Origin of the sequence: Dietzia alimentaria 72 (genome assembly GCF_000226215.1) — a bacterium.
GTDB classification, from domain to species: Bacteria; Actinomycetota; Actinomycetes; order Mycobacteriales; family Mycobacteriaceae; genus Dietzia; species Dietzia alimentaria.
The window spans coordinates 288,737-313,979 of the sequence record NZ_AGFF01000023.1; the positions used below are offsets into that span (position 1 = coordinate 288,737).

A 25,243-nucleotide genomic window follows, 5' to 3' on the forward strand; every position below is an offset into this window, starting at 1 on the left:
CACGTTCCCCGGTGCTGTCCGACGCGGCGCGCGGGGCTCTACGATGTGTCGGTGTCCAGGATCTCCAAGGTCTCCGTCGGAGCCAAACGCCTGCTCGTAGGCCGTCCCTTCCGCAGCGACACCATCGGAACCACGGCTCTACGCAAGCGCGTGGCGCTCCCGGTGTTCGCCTCAGATGCCCTGTCCTCGGTGGCCTATGCCCCGCAGGAGATCTTTCTCGTCCTCTCGCTGGCCGGGATGTCAGCGCTCGCGTTCACCCCGTGGGTGGGGCTGGCGGTATCGATCGTCATGCTCGTCGTCGTCGCCTGCTACCGCCAGAATGTCCGCGCGTACCCGTCCGGCGGCGGTGACTATGAGGTCGCCACCGTGAACCTGGGCCCGAATGCCGGGCTGGGGGTGGGGGCCGCCCTGCTCATCGACTACGTCCTGACGGTCGCGGTGTCGGTCTCCGCCGCGGCGGCGAACGTCAGCTCGGCGATCCCGTGGGTGCAGTCATACGAGGTGGTGTTCGCGGTCCTCGCGATCATCGTGCTGGCCGCCCTCAACGTGCGTGGGATCCGCGAGACCGGCACCATGTCGACGATCCCCGTTTACGCGTTCATGGCGGCCTTGACCGCGCTGATCGTCTGGGGGCTGTTCCAGGTGGACGTGCTGGGCCGCGATCTCGTGGCGGAGTCGGCGGACTTCGACCTGGTCACCCCAGACGGCGCCGCTGTGACGGGCCTGGCGTTGTTGTTTGTCGTGGCCAAGTCGTTCGCCGCCGGCAGCGCCGCGCTCACGGGCGTCGAGGCGATCCACAACGGTGTCCCGGCCTTCCGCAAACCGCGCGTCCGCAACGCGGCCACCACGCTCACGATGCTCGGCGTCCTGGCCGTGACATTTCTCATGGGACTGATCGCCCTGTCCGTAAAACTCGGATTGCAGATCGCCGAGGACCCGGCCACCCAATTGATCGGGGCACCGGAGGGGTATCGACAGAAAACTATGATCGCGCAGCTCGCCGAGCCCGTCTTCGCGAATCTGTCACCGATGTTCTACGTGGTGATGGGTGTGACGGCGCTGATCCTCATGCTCGCTGCTAATACCGCATTCAACGGTTTCCCGATGCTCGCCTCGGTCCTGGCGCGCGACAAGTACCTGCCCAGGCAGCTCGCCACGCGGGGGGACAGGCTCGCGTTTTCCAACGGGATTCTGCTGCTGGCGGTGGCGGCGATCGCGCTCGTCGTAGCGTTCGATGCCGAGGTGACGATGCTGATCCAGCTGTACATCGTCGGCGTGTTCGTCGCTTTCACGCTGGGTCAACTCGGGATGGTCCGCCACTGGACCCGACGGCTCGGCCATGAGGAGGTCCCCGCGGTCCGGGCCGGAGTGAAGCGGGCGCGGGCGCTGAACGCGGTGGGGCTGGTCCTCACAGCAAGCGTGCTCGTGATCGTCATGGCTACCAAGTTCCTCCCCGGCGCGTACATCGCGGTCCTGGCCATGGTGACGGTGTTCGTGGTGATGAAACTCATCCATCGGCACTACGACTCGGTTGCCAGGGAACTCGAGGAGTCGTCGTGGGAGGTGGTGTTGCCCAGCCGGACGCACTGCGTGGTGCTGGTGTCCAAGCTGCACCTGCCCACGCTGCGTGCGCTGGCGTACGCCAGAGCCACCCGACCCGACTCCATCGAGGCCTTGACGGTGAATATCGAGACCACCGAGACACGGGCGTTGGTACGCGAGTGGGAGGAACGGCGCATCTCGGTCCCGCTCAAGGTGGTCGAGTCCCCGTACCGTGAGATCAACCGCCCGGTCATCGACTACGTGACGCGGCTCCGGGAGCAGGCACCGCGGGACGTGGTGATCGTCTACATCCCCGAATACGTGGTGGGCCGGTGGTGGGAGCAGTTGCTACACAATCAGAGCGCACGGCGTCTCAAGACCCGACTCCTCTACGAGAGGGGCGTCATGGTGACCAGCGTGCCGTGGCAACTGTCGTCCTCGGACGGGCGGGCGGAGCAGGCGAGGGACGAACCGATCGTCGGACGCTGGAGAGGGCCGGGAACCAGATGACACAGGAACGGACGACCGACTGGACGGGCCGAGTGCTGCGCGTGCGTGTGGAGGGCCCAGCGCAGGGCGGGGAGTTCGTGGCGCGGCACGAGGGGCGCGTGGTGTTCTGCCGCGGCGCCATCACCGGCGAACTGGTGGACGTTGTGGTGGACGACGACCCGGGTCGCGCATTCTGCCGCGGGACGGTCAGCGCGGTGATCGAACCGTCACCACACCGGGTGGAGCCGAGATGCCCCGCGGCGGCCGCCGGCGCAGGCTGCTGCGACTGGAGCCATATCGCCCCTGAGGCCGCCCGCGGTTACGCCGGGCGGATCATCGCCGAGCAGGCGGCCCGCATCGGAGGGATCGATGACGCGGGCGGTGTGGTGCCCGTGGAGTCGCCCGCGGGCGATGACGCGACCACCGGTTGGCGAACGGTCGCCAGGTGGGTCACCGATAACGAAGGGACGCCGGGCGTGCGCCGCGCACGGTCCCGGGACCTGGTCACCGAACCCTGTGTCCAACCCGATTCCCGCATACTGCGCGCGGTCCTGGACGCCGATGTCGGTCCGGGGCGTGAGGTGCTGGGTGTGATCGGGGACGACGGCGGGATCCATGTCGCACACCGCGCGGCCGACTCCAGGGGTCCGGGCGGTCGCGGTCGACGGTCTCGAGCGTCCGCCGCCACCCGAGCGCGAGCCAGACACGCCCGCGCCGGTAACTGGCAGACAGTGACGGGGGAGCACGTCGTCCTGCGCCGGGTAGCTGGCTACGAGTGGCGATTGCCGGTCGAGGCGTTCTGGCAGGCGCACCGCTCCGCCGCTGGCCATTACGCCGACCTGGTACGTGCTGCTGTGGCGGCAGCTCCGGGTCCCGCCACGGATCCGGTGGTGTGGGACTTGTACGGCGGAGCGGGGTTGTTCTCCGCCGCCGTGCTCGACGTGTTGCCCTCCGCTCGCGTCACGATCGTCGAGTCGGCGTCGTCGTCGCTCCGCGCTGTGACCACCGCGCTGAGCGAGGAGACCGGCATTCGGTCGGTGCGGTCGAGAGTGGAGTCGTTTCTCGAGACGCCCGCGGACACGGACGGCGGTTCCGCCGATCCGGACATCGTGATTCTGGACCCACCGCGCGGTGGTGCGGGGATCGCGGTCATGGAGCACCTCTCCTCGAGGGTCGGCACACGGATCGTGCACGTGGGGTGCGATCCCGCGAGCCTCGCCCGGGATGTCGGCGTCCTGGTTTCCCGCGGCTGGTCCCTGGCCTCCCTCAGCGGCGTGGCGTCCTTCCCCGGGACCCATCACATCGAGGGGATCGCGGTGCTCGACGCACCCGGTGGGATCTGACGACTACCGTGGGGCCCGTCGCGACCACGGCCCACGGGCGAGTCCTCGGGACAGGAGACCGTAGACTGTCGTTTCGACCCAGTGGGGTGTTGGTCAGGGAAGGTGCAGTCGACAGCAATGAGCGTGCTCGATCAGGTGAACGGCCCCGCAGACCTCCGCGCGCTGAGCGCCGAGCAATTGGGCCAGCTGTGCGGCGAGATCCGTGAATTTCTCATTCGGAAGGTCTCGGCCACGGGCGGACATCTCGGGCCCAACCTCGGGGTAGTCGAACTGTCCGTGGCCCTGCACCGGGTGTTCAACTCGCCGCGCGACCCGATCATCTTCGACACCGGACACCAGTCCTACGTCCACAAGATGCTGACCGGGCGTCGCGACGAGTTCGACGGGCTCCGCACCCGCGACGGACTATCCGGCTATCCGTGTCGCGCGGAGAGCGAACACGACATCGTCGAGTCATCCCACGCCACGGCGTCCCTGTCGTACGCAGACGGACTGGCTAAGGCCTACTCCTTGCGTGGTGAGACCGACCGAACGGTGGTGGCGGTGATCGGTGACGGTGCGATGACCGGCGGGATGGCCTGGGAGGCGCTCAACAACATCGCAGCCGGCAAGGATCGACCGATGGTGATAGTGGTCAACGACAACGGCCGCTCGTACTCGCCGACAATCGGCGGGATCGCCGAACGGCTGGGAGCGCTGCGCTTGCAGCCGGCATACGAGAAGGCAATGGACCGCACCAAGCGGACCCTCGGCGCACGGAAAGACCTGATCGGCAAAACCGTCTACTCGGTCCTCCACGGCATCAAGGCCGGTCTCAAGGACGTGGTCTCCCCCCAGGAGCTGTTCGCCGACCTCGGGATCAAGTACATGGGCCCCGTCGACGGGCACAACCTCGCGGCCACAGAGAGCGCACTGCGCCTGGCCAAGGAGTTCGGCGGGCCCGTGATGGTCCACGTCGTGACCCGCAAGGGCATGGGCTACGTCCACGCGGAGAACAACGTCGCCGACCAGATGCACGCGACCGGCGTCATCGACCCTGACACGGGCAAGCCGCTGTCGTCCTCATCAGCTGAGGACTGGACCACCGTCTTCTCCCACGAGCTCTGTGAGATCGGGACGGAGCGCGACGACGTGGTGGCTATCACCGCGGCGATGGCCGGCCCCACCGGCCTCACGGCCTTCGGGGAGAGGTTCCCGGACAGGATGTACGACGTCGGCATCGCCGAACAGCACGCCATGGCCTCGGCGGCGGGGCTGGCTCTTGGCGGTCTTTATCCCGTCGTGGCCATCTACTCGACCTTCCTCAACCGTGCCTTCGACCAGCTACTGATGGACGTGGCGCTGCTCCGTCAGCCGGTCACGCTCGTCCTGGATCGCTCGGGCGTCACGGGGCCGGACGGTGCAAGTCACAACGGCATGTGGGACCTATCCTTAACCGGCATCGTCCCCGGCGTGCGGGTAGCTGCACCGCGTGACTCACTGACGCTGCGCCAGGAGCTCCGCGAGGCAGTGGAGGTCACGGACGGACCGACGGTCATCCGGTTCCCCAAGGGGTCCGTGGGCGACCCGGTTCCCGCCCTCGACACGTCCGACGACGGGGTCGACCGGGTCCATGGCACCGGCCGCGCAGACGTCCTTGTCATGGCTATCGGCTCGATGGTCGTACCTGCCGTAGAGGCGGCCCGCATCCTCGAATCCGACGGACTGAGCGTGGATGTGGTTGATCCGCGATGGGTCTACCCGGTTCCGGCGTCCATCGTCGAGGCTTCGAGGGGGCGCGATCTCGTGGTCAGCGTCGAGGATAACGGACTCCATGGCGGAGTCGGTTCGGCGCTGTCCGCCCGCCTCGAGACCGCGGGCATCAGATGCGACCGTCTCTCGCTCGGCATACCGCAGGAGTTCCTTGACCACGCCTCACGCGGCGAGATTCTCGCCGACGCAGGGCTCACCCCCGGCGGCATCGCCGAGAGTATACGCGGGCGTCTCACCAAGAAGCAGACCGACTGACGACTGCGATGCGTGCAGAGTGCTCAGTCCGCGGCGCGGAACTCGCGGACCGTATCCAGTAGTACAGGACCGGTGAGGTCGATCTGCCACTGCCGCGCTTGCTCGGCCCGCAGGACCTCGTCCAACAGTTCGGCGTCGTCGGTAGGACGATTCGTGGCGGCACGCCAGACCCACAGTCTCAGGGTTGAGGGTTTGAGCAAAAGCCCGTGCTCCAGTTCCAGGTCGTCGGCGAGAGCGCCGATAGCCTCGCGTGCGGCCTCCAACAGGATTGCTGCCTGTGGCTCGTGTCGCTTCCACGACGCATGAGGAGGGTGTTCACCCTTCGGCCCGGAGCGGGACGGTAGATCCGCGCGACCCAGGCCCTCTGCCCACTCGAGGGCTGCTAACCATTCGGGGGCCAGTCGACGGCGTTGTGGGCCGTCGAACCCGTCGATCGCCAGTAAACCGGACCGGGAGGTGGGGGCGACGCGTGCCGCCTCGATGATGGCGGAGTCGCTCAGGAGTCGTTTGGGGGCGATGTCGCTTTCGGCGGCAACGCGGTCTCGCGCCATCCAAAGTTCTCTGGCCCGGGCCATCTGGCGGGTATCGCGAAGTGACGACAACTGGGACAACCGCCGCCAGGGTTCCACTGCGGCCGGCGCGGGGCCGGCCTCGACGAGATGTCGACACTCGGCCTCGAACCACTCTCGACGGCCGAGGTCGTCCAGACGGGGGACCACGACGCCAGCGAGTTCGTGGAGGAACAGGACGTCGTAGGCGGCGTAGTCGAGCCAGGAGCCCGGCAGGGGACGGCGGGACCAGTCGGCCGCCGAATGGGCCTTGGCGAGAGCGATGCCTAGGTGCTCGGAGATCATCGCACCGAGGTTGACGCGTTCGCTGCCCAGGAACCGTCCCGCCAGCTCGGTGTCGACCAGCGAAGTGGGGACGACTCCGAGTTCACGAAGGGATGGGAGGTCCTGACTCGCGGCGTGCAGCAGGAGAGGTCGCTGCGAAAGAAGTGTGGCTAGGGGCCCCACCGTCTGACCCGGGGTCTCGGGGTCCACTAGCAGCGCCGGGCCGGAGTCCGCACGTAACTGTAGAAGGAACGCCCGCTCCGAATAGCGGATCCCGGAGGCGCGCTCGACATCCACTGCGACGGGGCCGGAGGACGAGTCGAGAGTCGAGGCGACGGCCTCGATGCCGGGTTGGTCGTCCACGAACTCGTACTCCGCCGGAGGGGGCGGAGTCCCGGGCGGAGTGTCACCGCGGCGGCGGACGCTCACGCCCGACGATGGAGGGAGGTCACGCCGACGGGCGGCAGGCCTGCGGCCAGGGCGAGGGTGGTGCAGAACGCGGCGGCATGACCGGTGAGGTCCGATTCGAGCGCGGTCCAGGAGGCGCGCAGTTCGAGCTGATGCGCCTGTGGCGGGCCCGAAATGTCGCCGTAGCGGACGGAGGCTGTGCTCGTGACGGTGCCGCCGAGAGCGGTATAGGGGCCCGCCTCCTCATCAAGGTTCTCGGTCAGCCAACTCCACGCCACCTGGGGCAGGAGTGGGTCTCCGGCAAGCGAGGCTTCCATGTCCGCCTGGATGTAAGCGACTAGCCGGAGGGTCCCGTTCCACGCGTCGTCCCCAGTCGGGTCGTGGAGGAGGATGAGCCGACCGAAGGCATCGCCGTCGGAAAACTCGGGAACGTTATCCCCGGACGGTGGGATGATCTCCACGCCGAGAGCGTGACTGAATGGCGCGAGACGCTGTGGTGGGCGGATGGGGCCCACCGAGATCTCGGGGCGGACCTCGAGTCGCGATAGAGACTCGACCGCTTCCCGGAAGATCTCGGGCTCGCCGTCATTGACCGATGTGCTCACGGGTCGCCACGCTAGCCACCGTGTTCCGGCGGGAGCAGAAGGCGCGCCGTCACACGGCCGGGTGGGCTGACAGGCCCCGGGAGCCCGGTCGTGGGACCATGGGGTCGTGGCTAACTCCGATGTGACCTCGACTTCCCTCCCCGACGACTCTGCCAGGGCTGCAGGCGAACCTACCGGCCGCCGTTCGGGAACAGGGCCGTACCTCGACGAAGTAACCGGTGCCGGCGGCTCGCACACCCCGGTGTGGTTCATGCGGCAGGCCGGACGGTCGCTGCCCGAATACAAGAAGGTCCGTGGCGAGTCCACGATGCTCGAAGCGTGCTTCAATCCCGAGATGACCTGCGAGATAACCCTTCAGCCCGTGCGACGCCACGGGGTCGACGCGGCGATCTTCTTCTCCGACATCGTGATCCCGCTTGCTGCAGCGGGCGTGGACATCGACATCGTTCCCGGTGTTGGCCCGGTCGTCGCCGAGCCGATTCGTGACGCCGCCGCCGTGGCGCGATTTCCCGAGCTCACCCCCGACAAGTTGGTGGCGATCGAGGAGGCCGTCCGTCTGATCATTCGCGAGCTAGATCCGGCGATCGCACTCATCGGCTTCGCCGGTGCCCCCTTCACCCTGGCGTCCTACCTGATCGAGGGCGGCCCGAGCCGGAACCATGAGCACACCAAGTCGCTCATGTACTCCCAGCCCGACCTGTGGAACTCGTTGATGAGCAAGCTCGCCGATCTCACAACGGTGTTCCTGCGCGCCCAGATCGGTGCTGGCGTGGATGCCGTCCAGCTCTTCGACTCGTGGGCCGGTGCGTTGACCCAGCGCGACTACCGTTCGCTGGTTCTGCCGCACTCCACACAGATCCTTTCCGATGACCTGGTGTCCTCGGTCCCGAGTACGCACTTCGGAGTGGGAACGGGCGAGCTCCTGGGTGCGATGTCGGAAGCCGGTTCCGAGGTCGTGGGCGTGGATTGGCGGATCCCGCTCGACGACGCCGCCACCCGCGTGCCGGGCAAGGTTCTTCAGGGCAACCTCGACCCGGCGATGCTCTTCGCTGAGCGATCGGCGCTGGACGGGGAGGTCAAACGCATTGTCGAAGAGGGCGCACGGGCTCGTACGAACGGTGCCCGCGGGCACGTGTTCAACCTCGGCCACGGCGTTCTGCCGACCACCGACGCCGGCGCCGTCACCCATGTCGTGGACCTGGTTCACGAGCTGACCGGGAAGTAACCGTGGCGCCACATGTCGTGGTGGTCGGCGGAGGGCTCAGTGGACTGACCTCCGCCTACCAGCTCTCTCGTGACCTCCCGGACGTCCGGATCACGATCCTCGAGGCCGGTGCGAGGCCCGGTGGCGCATTGCACACCACTGATTTCCCCTCCGGCCCGATGGAGCTCGGGGCCGAGGCATTCATCGCTCGTCGTCCCGAGGCTTCAGAACTCGTGTCCGAGTTGGGACTGACGAGCGCGCTGCGCCATCCTGGCTCGCTGAAGCCGGCCCTGCTCACCCGTGGCCAACTGGTCCCGATGCCCGCCCGTACCCTCATGGGACTTCCCTCCGACGTGTCAACGCTGTCCGATGTGCTCAGTGCCGACGAGACCGAGATTGCGGCCCGCGAGGTGGACCTCCCGCTGAACTGGGAGCCGGGCGGCGACATCTCACTGGGAACCCTCGTGGGCGAGCGGTTCGGCCCCGCCGTGGTGACACGGCTCCTCGACCCCATGCTCGGCGGGGTGTACGCCGCCCCCAGCAGTGGTCTCGGCCTACGGCAAGTCGTCCCGGGACTGGCCGAGGCCCTGGACCGCGGGGCACCCAGCCTTACCACCGCTGCCGGTGAACTCGTCGGACGCACCGTGCCGGGTCCGGTGTTCGCGACCCTCGACGGCGGCTACCGCCGACTGGTTGATGCGCTCGCGATCGCTTCCGGCGCGTTGATCCGCACGCACGCCACCTGCACCTCCATCCGGACTGACGGTCGCGGATACGTTCTTGGGGTCCGTGGTGAACGCGGGGAGTGGCTGGAGGAGGCCGACCTCGTCGTCGTGGCCGTCCCTGTTCCCCACGCCGTCCCCCTTCTGTCCTCCACCGGAGTCGCCGATGCTGCGGTGCGGGTTCTGACGGAGGTTCGTACCGCATCGTCGGCCGTGGTCGCGCTGGAAGTGGAGAGGTCCGTCGATTTCCCTGAACAATCCGGGGTACTCGTGGCCACAGACGAGCCGGTTCCGTACAAGGCGATCACCTTCACCAGTCGCAAATGGCCCCACCTCGACGATCGCCCCGGCCATCTGGTGCGTGTGTCGTTCGGGCGGCTCGACGACGACGAGATCCTCACCGCGGACGACCCCGCCCTGGCCCGGATGGCTGAATCGGCGGTGGCAGACCTTTGTGGGGCGCGCCCAGCGATCCTGCACTCGCGGGTACGGCGTTGGGACCACGCCCTCGCCGAGATCGGTCCCGGTCACGACGTCAGGATCGCGGCGGTCCGCGCCGCACTGGCCGACACGCTGCCCGGTATCGAACTCGTGGGCGGGGCTACCGAGGGGGTGGGCGTACCGGCGTGTATCGGCTCCGCCCGGGCCGCGGCCCGGCGTCTGGCTGAGAAGTGGCAGGATTGAGACATGGCACGCCTTGACTACTCCAAGCTCAACTCGACTCTGCGCTACCTGATGTTTTCGGCTTTCAGCGTGACCCCCGGGCAACTGGGGGAGGACCGCACGGCCGTCGGCACCGATCTCGAGAAATTCCTTGCCCGTTACGAGGACACCGACGTGGTGGTCCGCGGACTGTACGACGTCTCCGGACTCCGCGCCGAGGCCGACTTCATGATCTGGACCCACGCAGAGCACATCGAAGACCTGCAGGGGTTCTACAACGACTTCCGCCGCAGCACCCACCTCGGTCGCGCGAGCACTGTCTTCTGGTCGAACACGGCGTTGCACCGTCCCGCGGAGTTCAACAAGAGCCACATCCCGGCGTTCCTCGCTGACGAGGAGCCCGGCGCCTACATCTCCGTCTACCCGTTTGTCCGCTCCTACGAGTGGTACCTCCTCCCTGACGAGGAGCGTCGCCAGATCCTCGCCGCCCACGGCCGCGCCGCACGCGAATTCCCGGACGTGCGCGCCAACACGGTTCCGGCATTCACGCTCGGCGATTACGAGTGGCTGTTGGCCTTCGAAGCCCCCGCGCTGGACCGCATCGTGGACCTGATGCGCGAGATGCGCGCCACAGAGGCCCGTCGCCACGTCCGCGAGGAGATCCCGTTCTTCACCGGGCCGCGGGTGACGGCCGCGAAACTGGCGTCTAGCATGCCCTGACGGTCGCTGGGGCCGATGATCGAGCCCGCCGGGGAGCAATCTCCCCCGGCGGGCTCCGTCGTCTTCTTCGGTACCCGCGAGCCGCGCGGGCTGCGGTCAGTCCTTCTTCGGCTCGAGGGTCAGACTCAGAGAGTTGATGCAGTAGCGCAGATCCGTGGGCGTGGGGTAGCCCTCTCCCTCGAAGACGTGGCCCAGGTGACCGTGGCAGGTCGCACACAGCACCTCCACGCGCCGCATGCCCAGCGAATCGTCGACGCGCTCGATGATGGAGTCACCGGCCAGCGGGCTGTAGAAGGACGGCCAACCGCAGTCGGACTCGAACTTGCCGTCACTACGGAACAACTCGGCCCCGCAGCCGCGGCAGCGGTAAACGCCCTCGGTCTTGGTCTCGTTGTACTCACCGGTGAACGGACGCTCGGTGCCTGCCTTGCGCAAAACACGGTACTCGTCAGGCGTGAGCCTGCGCCTCCACTCGGCGTCGTCGAGTGTGAAGTCCGGCTGAGAGGTGTTGGTATTGACTGTCTCGCTCATGCCCGCAGGCTACGCCGACGCGGCGGTCGGTGCGATCCGCTCGTAGCGGCGGGGGTCCGTTCGCCGCCACAGCAACACCACGAGCACGGTGACGAGGATGAGCAACCATCCCAGGGTGGGGTGCGCGAACTCGAGCAGACGGCCGTAATACGGCCACCGCACGGACTCCCAGAAGTCCAGGGTGAAAAAGGCGTAGGCGGCGAGCCAGGCTGGCCAGTTCCGGACCAGCGACTTGTCCAGCACCACCGTGAGCATGAGCGGGATCAGCATCATCGAGTAGTACATCTGGCCCAGAGTGGAAACCAGGAAGACGCCGGCCAGAATGACGCCGGACGTAGTGGCCAGCCACAGAACCTCGTGGTTGTGGCGGTAGTCCATGAGCAGCCAGACGGCAGCGAGGGTGGCCATCACCACGAGGATGCGTGCCACCAGGATGACCGGCTCAGGGACGCCGTAGTACAGACCGAGCCCGGCGATCGAACTGTTGTAGTAATCGCGTACCTCGCCCATGTAGGCGAGCGTGCTGTCGACGTACCGGCGTGCGTCCACCGTCAGTGCCCAGCCAGCGCCCATGGTCACGGCGGGGATAGACAGCGCGGCCACGAACGGCTGCCATTGCCTACGAATCAGTGGGAGCACCAGCAGCGGAGCGAGCATCGGTTTTATAGCCAGGGAAGCGCCCATCGCCACGCCCGCCCACCAGAGTCGCCGCCGGTGCAGCAGGTGGAGGAACGCGACCTGGCACAGAAAAATAACGCCATTAACGTTGGTGAAGACCAGGGTATTGGTCACCGCCTCGGTGCAGAACGCGGCGAGCAGGATTGCGGGTGCGGCGTAGGTCCGGACGTCCAGGTCAAACAGTCGCATGAGCAGCCACAGTGCACCGACGATCGCTGTGGCATTGATGATGATGAAGAGCCATCGCGCGATCGTGTAGTTGTCGATCATCCCGAACGGCGCCAACACGAACGTGCCGCTGGGCGCATAAAGATAGTGAGGTTGGACCGTGAGCAGGCTCTCACCGTAGACGGGTTCGCCGGCCAGAAAGTGTCTGGTGGCGGTGTACACCGTGCCGAAGTCGTTGGTGATCGATCCGTTGACGGCCTTGATGAGGACGCGGTGGATCACGGTCATGATCGCCAGCGGCCACAAGATGTGGTTCAGAAGGCGTGGCACGGAGGTCGTGCTTCGAGTCGGCAGCGGCACGCATCGCAGGGTACCGCCCACACGTCCGGGTTCAGGTTAGGCACCCCGGCCCGTCAGGACGGGCAGGCGGAGTCCTCTGCAGTGGAGGGGTCGTCGAGGAAGGCCACCACTGCTTGGCGCGCGCAGGCGGAGTGGACGACCACCCGGGAACCGGGGGCTCCCCACGTCACCCGGCGGACATCTGAGGCGCCCGCTGCGGTGAGTCGACCGGCGGTGGGCTCCACCGCAGCTGCTCCGGCCACAGGGTCGGCGATCCCGCCGGCCAGTAGTACTGGTGCCGTTCCAGGCAGTTCGATGGAAGTTGGGCCAGGCACTGGCCAGGTGGAGCAGGCAGACAATTGAGCAGCGAGGATCTCCCCGAACGGGGGGGTGCTCGTCCATTCCGCGCTGAGCTCGGCCACGCGGTTGACCGGGACCCTGCGTGACAGGTCTGAACACCCGGCGACGTACGGCAACGAGGAGGTGGACAGTTGTTCTGCCCGCTCACGTACGGAGCCGGGGATCGCGTCGCCATCTGCTCCGACGAGGTCCCCGAGGATCACGTCGCCGGGCGACGCATCCGCAGCGGACGCACCGGACAGGTCTGCCAGTGCGGAGCGTACGACGTCGGACAGCAGAGCGGCGGGGAGCCTGGCTCCAGGATTACGTGCCCGGTCGAGGGCGCGGGAGATCGCATCGACTCTCTGGTCGGCCGCACCGGGCCCGCACTCGGGCCGGGTGCAGGAGGCCGCCCAGAGTCGGAGGGCGGCGTCTGATCCGTCGAGGGCGGCACGAGCGGCGGTTTCCTGATCCCCATCAGAGGGAGCGGGGGAGTCAAGGATCAGCAGTGACAGGCGGTCCGGATTCGTGCTTGCGTAGGACAACGCGGTGCGCGCGCCGGTCCCCACGCCCATGACGGCCAGCCCTGGTACTTCCCATGCATGGCGGAGACGCTCGAGGTCTTGGGCCGACCCGGAAGCACCGAAGTCCAATTGTTCGCCCTGCAGTTGGTCCGTGCAGGACTGAGCCGTGTCGGCTAATTCGCCGCGTAGTCCGGGGGAGCCGGGGTCGGTGCCGCGGTCGGCGAGTCCGTCGAGCGTGCGCCGGGCGGGGAACGTCAGACAACTGTTGGCTGCGCCGGTCCGGCCCTTGTGGTCCACGATCACGACCGGCCGGGCGCCGGTGAGCTCGGGGCCGGCGGCCGCGAGACGTCGCGCGAATACGTCGGGAGATGTCTCAGGACCCGCGACGACGACAAGGGGAGCGGCCCCAGTAGGGGTGTCGGTTGAGGTGAGTCGCAGAACGGGAGTCCTGCCGAGCGTCGCACAGACGATAGTGGTGCCGCGCGGGAGATCGCCGGGGGATCCCGACGCACAGGAGCGCCAGTCCAGATCCTTCTTCGGCTCCACCCACACCGGGCGTTCGAGTCGGGACGGGTCCTCCGTATTGCCGGACTCTCTGCGCGGTCCATCGCCGGTAGCGAGGGTCGGGCCACTCGCGGGCAGCGGCGCGCAGCCTGTCAACGCCAAGGCAAGCACGGCGAGCCCGGCGACCACGGACCGAAGTCCGTTCATCGAGCCTCGTCCCCGACTACCCAGCGGGTGTAGAGCCCTCCGAGCGGGCACGTGAAAGCGGCTGCGACCCGCATCGGGATCCGGACGGGTCTCATTCCGCTCACCAGTCGGGTGTCATCACCGCTGATGAAGAGTTCCGGCGCGAATGAGAGGACGAGCTCGTCGACCTCTCCCTGCTCCAGGAACTCCCCCAGCACCGAGGGGCCGCCCTCAAGTACCACCTCGGCGGCGCCGAGTGCAGTGACCAGCGATCGGACTGCGGCGCCCGTCGGACCCGGGCCCAGGACGTGGACGGTCACGCCTCGACGACTCGCGGCCTCCAGGCGATCCGGGGCGGTGTCATGCGCTGCCACGACCCGGAGTCCGTCGCCCGCCCCCACGCAGAGATCGAGCAACGCGTCCGGCAGTGAGCGGGAGAGGATCAACACCACCGGCGGGGGACCGGAGCGCCGGTCAGCCCAGGTGTCGGATACACGGGCTGCACCGTACCCCTCAGCGAGCGCCGTGCCCGAGCCCACCACAACGAAGTCGGCTCGTGCCCGCATGGCGTGGTAGACGAGCCCGTCCGTGGGAGTGCCGAGACCTCCACTGTGGCCGTCGACAGTGGTGGTTCCGTCAATCGAGGAGATCATGACCGAACGGATCCTCGGGGACTGATGGCCAGGCTCCGGCGCGAGTGAATCCCACAGGATGTCGAGTGCCGCCGGGTTGTCGTCAAGCACGGTGAGCCGCGTCTGGTGCACCTCGGACTCCTTCCATTCTGACGTCGAATGCCCCCACGATAAGCTCTGTCCATGGTCTCTCGCCTCGTTGACGTCACCCCGGTGGTACCCGCCGATCAACTCGTCGCCCAGATGGTGCCCCCGTCGATGTTCGATGACGTGAGTTTCGATTCGTATATCCCGGACCCGGCACAACCGTCGCAGGCTGCCGCGGTCAAGATCTGCCGTGAATTCGCCCAGTCCGTCACCGCGCGGCGCTCTCCCAAAAAGGGCCTGTTCGCCCGACGCCCGAAGAGCGTCCAGGGGGCGGGGGTCTACCTCGACGGTGGGTTCGGTGTGGGCAAAACGCACCTGCTCACGTCGATTTATCACAGTTGTCCCGAGCCCAAAGCATTCGGGACGTTCGTCGAATTGACGCATGTGGTGGGTGCACTCGGCTTCAATCGCGCCGTCGAGGAGCTCTCCGGTCACTCCGTCCTCTGCATCGACGAGTTCGAGCTCGACGATCCAGGCGACACGATGTTGGTCTCGCGGTTACTCGCCGAATTGACGACGGCGGGCGTGAGTGTTGCCGCGACGTCCAACACACTGCCGGAGCAGCTTGGGGAGGGGCGCTTCGCCGCCAAGGACTTCATGCGCGAGATCCGCAAGATGTCAGGGATCTTCGAGTCGATTCGTGTGGACGGCCCCGATTACCGTCACCGAAACCTTCCTCCGGCACCGGAGCCGATGAACGACGACGAGCTGCGGTCCAATGCGGAATCCGTGGACGGCGCCACGCTCGATGACTTCGACGCTCTGTGCGCGCACCTGTCCACACTCCACCCATCCAAGTACAACCGACTTGTGGACGGGGTCAATCGCGTTTGCCTCTCCGGAGTCAGGCCGCTTCCTGATCAGTCGATCGCTCTCCGGATGGTGGTGCTGGCAGACCGGCTGTACGACGCCGGCATCCCCGTGCGGAACTCGGGCGAGAAGCTGGACGCCATTTTTACCGAGGAGATGATCGCCGGCGGTTACCGGAAGAAGTATCTCCGAGCAACTTCGCGGCTTCTGGCATTGTCTCGCTTCGAGGACGTCGGCGGCTGAGCGGCGGCAACTCGGTCCGGATAGAGCGTCACAGCGGCCGCTCGTACACCACGTCGTCGTTCGCTCGGCCGCCGACGAGAAACACCCTCGTGCCTCGGCGCACGAATCCGTTGCGATCGTAGAAGGTGCGGGCCCGGGTGTTGTTGACGTTCGTCGCCAGCCACAGGCTCGCTGCGCCCCTGCTGGTCGCCGATTGCACGATCGTCTCCAACAGTCGCGATGCGTTGCCCGAGCCGTGGAGTTCCACATCCAGATAGAACTTGCTGATTCCCGCGGTGGGGCGAGCCCGGATCAGGTGGGCGCAGTCGTCGTCCGCCGCCGTGCCGTCGACTAGCAGCGCGTAACCGCGTACCCGACCGCGCGGATCTGATCCACATATGACGACATGAGTGGGGTCCGCGAGATGACGCCGGAAAGAATCCACTCCCAGGTTCGTACGGATGAACTCGTCTATTGCCTGGCGGGGGAGGTCCTCCGGGCATGCGAGAGGAAACGTCCGCGAAGCGAGATCAGCGAGCTTATTTGCCTCGTCGGGACGTGCTGGACGAAAAGTCAGGAGCACGCTTGGTGTCAACCTCTTTTCAACTTTTGTTTGGTTCAAGCCGCGAGTAGTTGTTCGACTGTGCTCGTCGCGGTGGGTGCTTTGCGTGCGGTGACGGCCAGGCGGGTGTGCTCGGGCGGGGCGGGCACGGTTGGTGGTCGTCGGAATCGGATGGGCGTGGTGTTGTAGGCCTGGTCGGCGCTGGCTTGACGGCGTGCGTGCACTTCGCGCCAGGTTCCGGAGAAGACCTGGTCAGGGGTGTATCCGTTGACCCCGGAATGCCGGTGGGCACTGTTGTAGTACTCGATGAATTCGTCGCACCAGCTGGCTGCATCGTGGCTTGACGGTGGAGAACCAGGACTCGATGTGGGGATTGTCGTTACTGACCGCGGGCCGAGAAAGTGAGTGGGTCACGCCCCGTTTTCCCAGCAGGTCTTTCATCTTGTTGGAGGTCATCGCCGCGCCGTTGTCCGAGTGCACGACCCTGGTTCGTCCGCCGAGGGAATCGAGCACTTTGCCCATCCATTTCGCGGCCACGATGTGGTCCTCACGCGGCTGCACGGTGTGGCCGACCACCTTGCGGCTGAACAGGTCGATCGCCGCGTACAAGGCGAACGACTGTCCCCGGTACTGCCCAGGAAGGACCGTGATGTCCCAGCACAGCACCTGCCCCGGGCCGGTGGCCCGCAGGTCCGGGGCCTGTCGCCGAGCCGCATCTGGGGTGCCGGCCCGGCGTTGCCGACGGCACGAGGGTCGCTCGATCACCCGGGCGATGCGGTGGAACGTGGCCAGGCTGACGAAGCTGCCCTCACCCTGGTCCAGGCTCAGGTAGTAGACCTGCTCGACCGGCACCCCGTCATGGGCATTGAGCTGGTCGATAATCCACGCCCGCTCCTGGTCAGTGATAGCCGTGGGCTGGCGCCGATCGCGGTGCGCAATCGGCTCGGCCACGCCCGGCCTGGGATTTCGCCGGTAGTGCAGCGCCGACTTGGCCAACCCGATCAACGCCATCGCGGCCGTCTGCGTCGTTCCAGCGCCGGTGAGCTCGGCCAACAGTCGACCTTCGGCGGCGACGAGCTCGTCGAACCAGGCCTGCTGCTGGTCGGTCAGTCGCTTTCCGCCTTGTCGGGTTCGACGCCATGTGAGTGCATGACGTCGATAGCTTTTCCCAGCGCATCAGCCACTTTCCGGGACCGATCGATCTCACCTTCGAGCTCGTCGATCTGGGAATCACGCTCGGCGAGCAGTCGCTTGAGTCGCTCGATCTCGGAGATATCCTTGTGCGTCATACGACCAGACTGACGCGGGATCTTGCCGGAGTCGAGGTCCCCGTCGGTGAACGCCGCCCGCCACCGGTACATCTGATCTCGTCCGATCTCATGCACCTCCAAGTACGCCGCTTTCCTCCCGTGCTTGGTCCGCGTATAGGCCAACACGTGCTCCCGGATCTGATCCGGCGTGAACTGCCGAGGTTCGACCGTCACACTCATAGCCATCACCTCCCTGACCTCCGGTTCACAACCATCCTGCCACTCAGGGCACGACCGAAATACTAGAGGTCTAACGCAAGTTCCACTCAACGAGTGTGGACAAAGTCACCTTTCATTCGGGGGATGTGAGCCAATTAACTCGCTCTGCAGCGAACGAGTTGCCCCTCGATGGATACTAACTTCAGAACGAACCCAACCCCCACAAGATCTGTTTCACCGGGATGTCACGCAGCTTTTCGAGTTGCTTAGAGCCAGCTAATGCGCAATTCACGCGACGGACCAGAGTGCCACGGCGATCACCGCCGGTTTCGCGCCGGCACCGGACGGTGCCAATACCGTCGCACCGCTTCGTTTTCTTGAACCCCTGTACGACCTCGGCGGGTGGAAGTAGCCAGACGCGATCGACAACTGTGCCTCCCAACGGCGGCGAACCCGTGAACGGTCAACTTGGCCCGACCACCGCAGGATCACTTCGAGACCGGCGCTACCTAAATACGAGTGATGCCCCGGCCATCGGCCGGGGCATCCGTTATGGTGCGCGATACTGGGATCGAACCAGTGACCTCTTCCGTGTCAGGGAAGCGCTCTCCCGCTGAGCTAAACGCGCGGGCACTCCGTCCGAATTTCTTCGGAGTGGAGGTGGAGACGGGAATCGAACCCGTGTTGACGGCTTTGCAGGCCGCTGCCTCACCACTCGGCCACTCCACCGCAAAGGTATCGAGCCTGGTGAGGTTCCTGGCCCCTCGATCCCTCCGAGCGGATGACGGGATTCGAACCCGCGACCCTCACCTTGGCAAGGTGATGCGCTACCAGCTGCGCCACATCCGCACTGCTTCCCGGCGTGCTCTCGCGCTCCGGGCTGCGAGAAAGAACATTAGCCGACCCCGGAGTGCGAACACAAATCGAGCAACCGAAATGGCTTGCCACCTGTGCGGACAATGAAATTGTCCTGCGCGCCGATACCCTGCGTGTGCACTCCTCGCGCCGGCCGAAATGGTCGCGCACGGAACACGGGGACCCGAATTGGGTCTCCGGCATCTGCTTGCTATATTGTTCCGGTGCCTGGCTCTCGAGCCCGGCATGTGGAGGTCCTATAGCTCAGCGGAAGAGCGCTCCGTTCACACCGGAGAGGTCACTGGTTCGAACCCAGTTAGGACCACAGTGATCCCACGAACCCCTCCCGGATTTCCGTGAGGGGTTCGGTCATTTAATTTCGACGAATGGGTTCAGTTCCGCTGGCTCGTCAACGTCTGCTCCAGGGCCTGTCTGAAAACGTCGCGAGGCTGTGCGCCACTGACGGCCAGGCGGCCGTCAAAGACAAAGAACGGCACGCCCTTCACTCCGATTTTCTGTGCGGTCGCGACGTCATCACGAACACGATCGGGACTGCCCAGAGTTTGGTTGACACTCGGGGTTAGTGATTGTCAGGCCGCGTGTGCGGCTGCGTAGATTGTCTCAAATGCGACGGGGCTGAGTTTGCCGAGGCGTCGTTGGCGACGTCGGCGGTTGTACTTGGTCTCGATCCAGGTCACGATCGCCAGGCGCAGATCTTCGCGGGTCTCCCAGCGGCGGGTGTCCAGGACGTTCTTCTGCAGCAACGAGAAGAAGCTCTCCATGGCAGCGTTATCGCCCGAGGACCCGACGCGGCCCATCGACCCTTTCAGGCCGTTGTTCTTCAGGAGCCGCTGGACCTTCTTGGAACGAAATTGGCTGCCTCGATCCGAGTGGCAGATCGTGCCGGCCGGCTCGCGTTGGGTGATCGCATTTCGGATCGCTGAGGCGGCGAGAGCGGACTTCATTCGAGAGTCGATCGAGTAGCCCACGATCCGCCTCGAGTAGCAGTCCTTGACCGCGCACAGGTACAGCTTTCCTTCACCGGTTCGATGTTCAGCGATGTCGGTCAGCCACTTCTCATCCGGCCTGGTTGCGGTGAAGTCGTGACGCGTCTGTCCATGTCGGTCGACGAACGCGAGTAGATCATCGTGCACCGGCGGGCCAGGCTTTCGTGCCTTGGCTCGTCGCCGGTGGTGTGACGCGAATACGCCCGCCATCGAGCAGAGTCGCCAGCCGCGATTCTCGGAGGCAGCGATGCCCACGTCTTCGAGTTCGTCGGTCAGGAATCTGTATCCCAACGTGGGGTCGTCCTCATGGAGCTCACGCAGCGCGTCGATCGCGTGCGCGTCATCCCAATCGCGCTGGCTGAACGGCTCGGCGAGCCACTGGTAGTACGCCTGTCTGCTGAGTTTGAGCACCCTGCACGCCACCGCGACCGGCACCCTGATGCGGGCGCCGGTCGCGGCCATCTCACGGACGAGCGGGAAGACTATTTTCCCGGCAGGTTCGCCTGCGACAGATATGCCGCTGCTCGGCGCAGGACCTCGTTCTCTTGCTCCAGCAGCCGGTTGCGCTTCTTGAGCTCACGAAGCTCAGCGGCCTGCTGATCGGTGACGCCAGGGCGGTTTCCGTCCTCGACGTCGGCCTTCTTCAACCAGGTCGATAGACAGCCCTCGGAGATCCCGAAGTCCTTCGCAATCTGCTTCAACGGGGCCTCGCGCTTGCGGGCGACGGCCACGACGTCGTCGCGGAACTCGGGGGGATGGGGCTTGGGCATGGTCAACATCCTTCCAGCAAGGAAATCCTCACAGGTCAGGTGTCAAGCAAAGCCTGGGCAGTCCCATCGCTGAAGTCCTCACCGGCGAGTAGTGCGTCGATGCGATCTGCCGGCAGTCCCGCATCAACGCCGATCCGGCGCAGGACGTCGGGGTCGGAGATTGCCAGACCCTCCGAGAAATGTGCCTTTCGGAGCGCTTCGTCAACCGCGTCTGACGTGGAGTGTTCTGCGGCGAGCACCGACAACCGGTGTGCGTCGAACGTCGAACAGATAATGGCTGCTCGCCAGTTGAATTCGAGGCCGAACTCGCGGAACCTGGCCGCCATCTGCTCCTGACCCGTCTCGGCCTCGGCCAGGGATATCCCGTACTTCCGAGAGAGCATCTCGGCGCTGTTCTCCCCATGGGTTGCACCTGTGACGCGAGGAGCCGAAGGGTCGAGTTCGTAGGCGCGCCAGACCACCTCGACGTCCGTTTCAGGATGCTCGGCGCGGAAAGTCTCCAGCGCAGCCTCGAGGTGTCGCTTACCGATCCAGCAGAAGGGACAGATGACGTCCGACCAGATATCAATGCGCATGCTTACCGGAACGACGCAGGGTGATCCGGAATTCCATGACAGCCCAGGTAGCATGGACCGGCCCCGGTCCGTCCGCGTTCCGGGATGCCAACCTGGGTGGCGCGCTGTCACCCGACGTCCACTCCCGAGGAGATCGCCGCCCGTGTCCGAGAACCGCATGCCGGAAGCCGACGTCGACTTGACGGGTGCGCCCACCGTGACCACCGTGATCCCGGCGGGGGAGCCGGCTGGGAAGATCCTTGCCGAGCGTGAACTGCAGTCGAGGAGTGGCCCCGAGACCGTGGTCGTCGTGCGCGATCCCGAGGGCGGGCTGCGAGACCTGTCCTGGGCGCCGGAAGCAGACACCGAGGTCGAACTGGTCCGCGCCGACTCCGAGGACGGCCGCTCGGTTATCCGCCACTCCTGCGCGCACGTGCTGGCACAGGCCGTGCAGGACAAGTTCCCGGAGGCCAAGCTCGGGATCGGCCCTCCGATCGAGAACGGTTTCTACTACGATTTCGACGTGTCGGAGCCGTTCACACCCGAGGTCCTCAAGGACCTCGAAAAGCGGATGAAGAAAATCATCAAGTCCGGCCAGCGGTTCTCGCGGCGCGAGTACGCCTCGTTGGACGAGGCACGCACCGAGCTCGCCGGCGAGCCGTACAAGCTCGAGCTGATCGAGGACAAAGGTCGCGCGGACGCCGGGGACACCGGCGGCGCCGAGGCTCTCGCGGACTCCGAGATCATGGAGGTCGGCGCTGGCGCGTTGACCGCCTACGACAACCTGAACCCGCGTAACGGCGAGGTGATCTGGTCGGATCTGTGTCGCGGCCCGCACACGCCCACAACTAAGTTCATCCCGGCGTTCACTCTCACGCGGTCGTCGGCGGCGTACTGGCGCGGCGATCAGAGCAACGCCGGACTGCAGCGCATCTACGGCACTGCCTGGGAGAGCACCGAGGCGATGGACGCCTACCTCGACCGTCTGGCCGAGGCGGAGAAGCGCGACCATCGTCGACTGGGCACGGAACTGGACCTTTTCAGTTTCCCTGATGAGATCGGCTCCGGATTCCCGGTATTCCATCCACGTGGCGGCATCATCCGCAACGAGATGGAACAGCACTCGCTCAGGCGGCACCTCTCGGCTGGGTACTCGCTCGTCAACACACCGCATATGACCAAGGGCGATCTGTTCCGCAAGTCGCAGCACCTGAGCTGGTACTCCGAGGGAATGTTCCCCCCGATGATCGTCGACGCGGAGTACGACGCGGAGGGCAACGAGACCAAGCCGGGCCAGGACTACTACGTCAAGCCCATGAACTGTCCGATGCACAACCTCGTGTTCGACTCCCGTGGACGGTCCTACCGTGAGCTTCCGCTGCGCATGTTCGAGTTCGGTACGGTCTACCGCTACGAGAAGTCGGGCGTGATCCACGGACTGACCCGCGCCCGCGGGTTCACGCAGGACGATGCACACATCTACTGCACCGAGGAGCAGATGGAGGGCGAGATCGCCTCGGTGCTCTCGTTCATCATCTCGTTGCTGCGCGACTACGGACTGGACGATTTCTATCTCGAGATCTCCACCAAGGATCCTGAGAAGTACGTGGGCGATGACGCCCTGTGGGCTCGGGCCACAGACACCCTGCGGCGTGTGGCCACCAACTCCGGTCTTGAGCTGGTCCCGGACCCGGGCGGGGCGGCGTTCTACGGCCCCAAGATCTCGGTACAGGCACGGGACGCGATCGGTCGCACTTGGCAGATGTCCACCGTGCAGCTCGACTTCAACCTGCCCGAGCTGTTTGACCTCACATACAACGCCGCAGACGGCACCAAGAAACGTCCCGTGATGATCCACCGAGCGCTCTTCGGATCGATTGAGCGGTTCTTCGCGGTATTGCTCGAGCACTACGCCGGTCTGTTCCCGGCATGGCTGGCGCCGGTCCAGGTCGTGGGCATTCCGGTGGCCGAGGGGCACGAGAAGCACCTCGAGGATGTGATCGATGAGCTGCGAGGCCGGGGCATCCGAGCCGAGCTCGACACGTCCGACGAGCGTATGCAGAAGAAGATCCGCAATCACACCACGGGCAAGGTGCCATTTATGCTCCTGGCCGGTGATCGGGATGTCGAAGCCGGGGCGGTGAGTTTCCGTTTCCCCGACGGCACCCAGCTCAACGGAGTCTCCCGCAACGCCGCGATGGACAAGATCCAGTACTGGATCAACTCGCGGCGCAATGACGTGCCCACGGCGGATCGGGCGTGACGGCCGGCGCGTCGGGACCGACCGAGGAATACCGTCAGTTCGGCGTGGGAGAGGACGGCCTCCAGTTGCTGTGGGCCCCCTACCGGATGTCCTATATCACCGAGACCCGGAGCGCTCCCGCAGAGGGCATGACAGGCGAGCCATTCCTCGACATCCCCCGGATGAGCGACGAGGACGGACTCGTTGTCGCCCGGGGCGAGCACGTCTACGTAGTCCTCAATCTGTTCCCCTACAACCCGGGTCACTCGATGGTGGTGCCGTACCGCAAGGTAGCGGACCTGGAGGACCTCGACGACGACGAATCCCACGAACTGATGGCCTACACGCAGCACCTGATCCGGGTCATCAAATCGGTCTCCCGACCGGACTCGTTCAATGTGGGTCTGAATTTGGGTAGTGCTGCCGGGGGGTCGCTCTCCGAGCATCTGCACCAGCACGTCGTGCCGCGCTGGATCGGTGACGCGAACTTCATTACGGTGACCAGCGGAACCAAGGTGCTGCCCCAGCTCCTTCGTCAGACACGGCAGCTTCTCTCCGACGCGTGGTCCTCCACAGCGTCCGGACCAGACCACACCTGAACGAGCGGGAGACGAATGCTCAGCGAGTACGGAAGGTCAGGGGTCGACAGGGTGACCCACCCGTTCGCGACGCTCCTGGTCCGGATGGGGGTCACCGCCAACGGGATCACCGTCACCGGGCTGATTCTCACCTGCGCGGCGGCGATCGCGCTTTTCGGCAACGGACACCTGGTGGCGGGAGCGATCGTGATCGCGCTGTGCACCCTGTTGGACCTCGTCGATGGTGCGGTCGCCCGTGCCGGTGACGGCGGATCGCCCTACGGGGCACTCGTCGACGCGGTATCGGATCGGGTGGCGGACGGCGTCATACTGTCGTCGCTCGTGTGGTGGCTCGTCTACACCGAACCCGAGAACCGTCTCGCGGTGGTCATGGCCTTGTCCTGCCTCGTGCTCTCGCAGGTGGTGTCGTACTCCAAGGCCCGCGCGGACGCCGGTGGGTTGCGGACCCCCGGTGGGCTGATGGAACGGGCCGACCGGCTGGTGCTGATCCTGCTGGGCGCCGGGCTCGAGGGACTGGGCGTGCCCTGGGCGCTGGAAATAGCACTCACAGCGGTCGCCGTGGGCAGTCTCATCACGGTGCTGCAGCGCGTGTGGGGTGGGCGTGCCGATTACCTCGACAGGGTGGCGCAGGCCGACACTCCGACGGTGGGAGAACGATGAGCGGGATCGGTGAGCGGCTTTCCGACGCCGGCTACGCAGCGGGATGGGCGGTGGTGAAAGCACTACCGGAAAGCGTGGCGCGCGCACTGTTCCAGGCGGGCGCCGACGCCGCCGCCCGCAGACAGGGGCCGGACTCCCAACTGCGTAAGAATCTGGCGCGAGTGCTGGGAGTGCGGCCATCCGATGTTCCGGATGAGTTGATCCGGGATTCCTTCCGCTCCTACGCCCGCTATTGGCGTGAGGCCTTCCGGTTGCCGTCAATGGATAGGGAGGCGGTGGCTCGCGAGATGGACCGGACCATCGCCGGGGTCGAGCACATCGACGCCGCGCTCGAGCAAGGCCGCGGCGTCGTAGTGGCGCTGCCTCACTGTGCGAACTGGGACCTTGGCGGGACCTGGCTGGCCCGGCGCTACGGGGGCTTCGCGACCGTCGCCGAGCGACTCAAACCCGAATCCCTCTACCAACGGTTCCTCGACTTCCGCGAAGGCCTCGGGTTCACGATCTATCCCCACACCGGCGGCCCCACGCCGCCCCTGGACTCCCTACGTGAGTTCCTGGGGGGTAACGGAATCGTCTGTCTGCCGGGGGAGCGGGACCTACGGCACACCGGGATCCCGGTGACGTTCTTCGGCGAGCAGACCCGGATGCCCGCTGGGGCTGCGCGCCTCGCCGTGGAAACCGGAGCACCACTGCTGGTCGCCCAGTTCTGGTATGCGGACGAGGACACGATGCGAGTGCGGATCACCCCTCCCATCGATGTCTCCGGAGGCGTCGGTCCCGCGGTCCAGTCGATGGCGGACCTCTTCGCTGAGGGGATCGCCCGGCACCCCGCCGACTGGCACATGCTGCAGCCGCTGTGGCTGGAAGACCTGCCCGCCGAGCGTCGCGCACGCATCGAGGGCTGATCTC

General features: G+C 66.1%; 24 protein-coding genes and 4 tRNA genes. 12 read left to right on the top strand and 16 right to left on the bottom strand.

The annotated features are described in order from the left end of the window. Positions 1–60: 60 nt before the first annotated feature. From ON04_RS15770 to dxs, 3 genes are all read left to right on the top strand, one after another. A complete protein-coding gene (locus tag ON04_RS15770) occupies positions 61–2,052 on the top strand; it encodes an APC family permease (protein WP_050815338.1) in 1,992 nt (663 codons plus the stop codon). After that, complete coding sequence (locus ON04_RS10780) at positions 2,049–3,374, top strand: class I SAM-dependent RNA methyltransferase (RefSeq protein ID WP_010541630.1); 1,326 nt, start codon at positions 2,049–2,051, stop codon at positions 3,372–3,374. The genes ON04_RS15770 and ON04_RS10780 overlap by 4 nt, the downstream gene beginning before the upstream one ends. 117 nt (positions 3,375–3,491) lie before the next feature. Next, positions 3,492–5,381 carry a 1-deoxy-D-xylulose-5-phosphate synthase gene (gene dxs, locus ON04_RS10785; protein WP_010541631.1) on the top strand — a complete coding sequence of 630 codons (1,890 nt, stop codon included), beginning with the start codon at positions 3,492–3,494 and terminating at the stop codon, positions 5,379–5,381. A gap of 23 nt (positions 5,382–5,404) precedes the next feature. On the opposite strand, the gene ON04_RS10790 is transcribed toward dxs, so the two are convergent. Together ON04_RS10790 and ON04_RS10795 are read right to left on the bottom strand one after the other, a co-directional pair. Next, positions 5,405–6,577 carry an HRDC domain-containing protein gene (locus ON04_RS10790; RefSeq protein WP_010541632.1) on the bottom strand — a complete coding sequence of 391 codons (1,173 nt, stop codon included), beginning with the start codon at positions 6,575–6,577 and terminating at the stop codon, positions 5,405–5,407. Positions 6,578–6,639: 62 nt separating this feature from the next. Further along, on the bottom strand, positions 6,640–7,227 hold the full coding sequence (locus tag ON04_RS10795; RefSeq protein WP_010541633.1) for a DUF3000 domain-containing protein: 588 nt from the start codon (positions 7,225–7,227) through the stop codon (positions 6,640–6,642). A gap of 106 nt (positions 7,228–7,333) precedes the next feature. Between ON04_RS10795 and hemE the strand changes: the two genes are divergently transcribed. Genes hemE through hemQ form a run of 3 tightly spaced genes read left to right on the top strand, consistent with a single transcriptional unit; the run spans position 7,334 to position 10,536 of the window. After that, positions 7,334–8,452, top strand: a complete 1,119-nt coding sequence (hemE, locus tag ON04_RS10800) for a uroporphyrinogen decarboxylase (RefSeq protein WP_010541634.1) — start codon at positions 7,334–7,336, stop codon at positions 8,450–8,452. Between the two features lie 2 nt (positions 8,453–8,454). Further along, complete coding sequence (hemG, locus tag ON04_RS10805; RefSeq protein ID WP_029458259.1) at positions 8,455–9,837, top strand: protoporphyrinogen oxidase; 1,383 nt, start codon at positions 8,455–8,457, stop codon at positions 9,835–9,837. 3 nt (positions 9,838–9,840) lie between these two features. Further along, complete coding sequence (gene hemQ / locus ON04_RS10810) at positions 9,841–10,536, top strand: hydrogen peroxide-dependent heme synthase (protein WP_010541636.1); 696 nt, start codon at positions 9,841–9,843, stop codon at positions 10,534–10,536. A gap of 96 nt (positions 10,537–10,632) precedes the next feature. Here hemQ and msrB read toward each other — a convergent pair whose 3' ends face one another. From msrB to ON04_RS10830, 4 genes are all read right to left on the bottom strand, one after another. Next, positions 10,633–11,067, bottom strand: a complete 435-nt coding sequence (msrB, locus tag ON04_RS10815) for a peptide-methionine (R)-S-oxide reductase MsrB (RefSeq protein ID WP_010541637.1) — start codon at positions 11,065–11,067, stop codon at positions 10,633–10,635. 9 nt (positions 11,068–11,076) lie between these two features. After that, a complete protein-coding gene (locus tag ON04_RS10820; RefSeq protein ID WP_010541638.1) occupies positions 11,077–12,243 on the bottom strand; it encodes a glycosyltransferase family 87 protein in 1,167 nt (388 codons plus the stop codon). Positions 12,244–12,326: 83 nt separating this feature from the next. Beyond that, entirely contained in the window at positions 12,327–13,826 is a 1,500-nt protein-coding gene (locus tag ON04_RS10825; RefSeq protein ID WP_010541639.1) for an alpha/beta hydrolase, read from the bottom strand. Further along, entirely contained in the window at positions 13,823–14,569 is a 747-nt protein-coding gene (locus tag ON04_RS10830) for a dihydrofolate reductase family protein (RefSeq protein ID WP_010541640.1), read from the bottom strand. The genes ON04_RS10825 and ON04_RS10830 overlap by 4 nt, the downstream gene beginning before the upstream one ends. Before the next feature lie 51 nt (positions 14,570–14,620). Here ON04_RS10830 and zapE point away from each other — a divergent pair, with 51 nt between their 5' ends. Further along, a complete protein-coding gene (gene zapE / locus ON04_RS10835) occupies positions 14,621–15,637 on the top strand; it encodes a cell division protein ZapE (RefSeq protein WP_010541641.1) in 1,017 nt (338 codons plus the stop codon). A gap of 28 nt (positions 15,638–15,665) precedes the next feature. Here zapE and ON04_RS16740 read toward each other — a convergent pair whose 3' ends face one another. From ON04_RS16740 to ON04_RS10865, 7 genes are all read right to left on the bottom strand, one after another. Next, on the bottom strand, positions 15,666–16,061 hold the full coding sequence (locus ON04_RS16740) for a GNAT family N-acetyltransferase (protein ID WP_158217837.1): 396 nt from the start codon (positions 16,059–16,061) through the stop codon (positions 15,666–15,668). Between the two features lie 173 nt (positions 16,062–16,234). Further along, positions 16,235–16,402, bottom strand: coding sequence for a hypothetical protein (locus tag ON04_RS16745; protein ID WP_158217838.1), 168 nt, complete (start codon positions 16,400–16,402; stop codon positions 16,235–16,237). A gap of 28 nt (positions 16,403–16,430) precedes the next feature. Beyond that, positions 16,431–17,231 carry a DDE-type integrase/transposase/recombinase gene (locus ON04_RS15775; RefSeq protein WP_010541643.1) on the bottom strand — a complete coding sequence of 267 codons (801 nt, stop codon included), beginning with the start codon at positions 17,229–17,231 and terminating at the stop codon, positions 16,431–16,433. Positions 17,232–17,284: 53 nt separating this feature from the next. Next, positions 17,285–17,668: a hypothetical protein gene (locus ON04_RS10850; protein ID WP_010539787.1), complete on the bottom strand. Its 384-nt coding sequence runs from the start codon at positions 17,666–17,668 to the stop codon at positions 17,285–17,287. A gap of 532 nt (positions 17,669–18,200) precedes the next feature. Next, positions 18,201–18,275: transfer RNA gene (locus tag ON04_RS10855), tRNA-Val, on the bottom strand. Positions 18,276–18,302: 27 nt separating this feature from the next. Further along, positions 18,303–18,376 (bottom strand) — tRNA-Cys (locus ON04_RS10860). A gap of 47 nt (positions 18,377–18,423) precedes the next feature. Next, positions 18,424–18,496, bottom strand: a tRNA-Gly gene (locus ON04_RS10865). A gap of 259 nt (positions 18,497–18,755) precedes the next feature. Here ON04_RS10865 and ON04_RS10870 point away from each other — a divergent pair. Continuing rightward, positions 18,756–18,827: transfer RNA gene (locus ON04_RS10870), tRNA-Val, on the top strand. 67 nt (positions 18,828–18,894) lie between these two features. Here ON04_RS10870 and ON04_RS16270 read toward each other — a convergent pair. From ON04_RS16270 to ON04_RS10885, 3 genes are all read right to left on the bottom strand, one after another. Continuing rightward, a complete protein-coding gene (locus ON04_RS16270; protein ID WP_081477171.1) occupies positions 18,895–19,062 on the bottom strand; it encodes a DsbA family protein in 168 nt (55 codons plus the stop codon). A 30-nt stretch (positions 19,063–19,092) separates the two neighbouring features. After that, positions 19,093–20,279, bottom strand: a protein-coding gene (locus ON04_RS10875; protein WP_141564743.1) for an IS3 family transposase whose coding sequence is annotated in 2 segments (ribosomal slippage) — positions 19,093–19,998 and positions 20,001–20,279 — 1,185 coding nt in all. Because the reading frame shifts where the segments join, the coding sequence is not laid out codon by codon here. Between the two features lie 35 nt (positions 20,280–20,314). Beyond that, complete coding sequence (locus ON04_RS10885) at positions 20,315–20,854, bottom strand: DsbA family oxidoreductase (RefSeq protein ID WP_010541647.1); 540 nt, start codon at positions 20,852–20,854, stop codon at positions 20,315–20,317. 157 nt (positions 20,855–21,011) lie between these two features. Between ON04_RS10885 and thrS the strand changes: the two genes are divergently transcribed. Genes thrS through ON04_RS10905 form a run of 4 tightly spaced genes read left to right on the top strand, consistent with a single transcriptional unit; the run spans position 21,012 to position 25,239 of the window. After that, positions 21,012–23,096, top strand: coding sequence for a threonine--tRNA ligase (thrS, locus tag ON04_RS10890; protein WP_033444259.1), 2,085 nt, complete (start codon positions 21,012–21,014; stop codon positions 23,094–23,096). After that, on the top strand, positions 23,093–23,674 hold the full coding sequence (locus ON04_RS10895) for an ATP adenylyltransferase (RefSeq protein WP_010541649.1): 582 nt from the start codon (positions 23,093–23,095) through the stop codon (positions 23,672–23,674). The genes thrS and ON04_RS10895 overlap by 4 nt, the downstream gene beginning before the upstream one ends. Positions 23,675–23,689: 15 nt before the next feature. Beyond that, a complete protein-coding gene (gene pgsA, locus ON04_RS10900; protein WP_010541650.1) occupies positions 23,690–24,334 on the top strand; it encodes a phosphatidylinositol phosphate synthase in 645 nt (214 codons plus the stop codon). Next, positions 24,331–25,239 (top strand): phosphatidylinositol mannoside acyltransferase, encoded by a 909-nt coding sequence (locus tag ON04_RS10905; protein WP_010541651.1) that lies wholly within the window; start codon positions 24,331–24,333, stop codon positions 25,237–25,239. The genes pgsA and ON04_RS10905 overlap by 4 nt, the downstream gene beginning before the upstream one ends. Positions 25,240–25,243 lie beyond the last annotated feature (4 nt).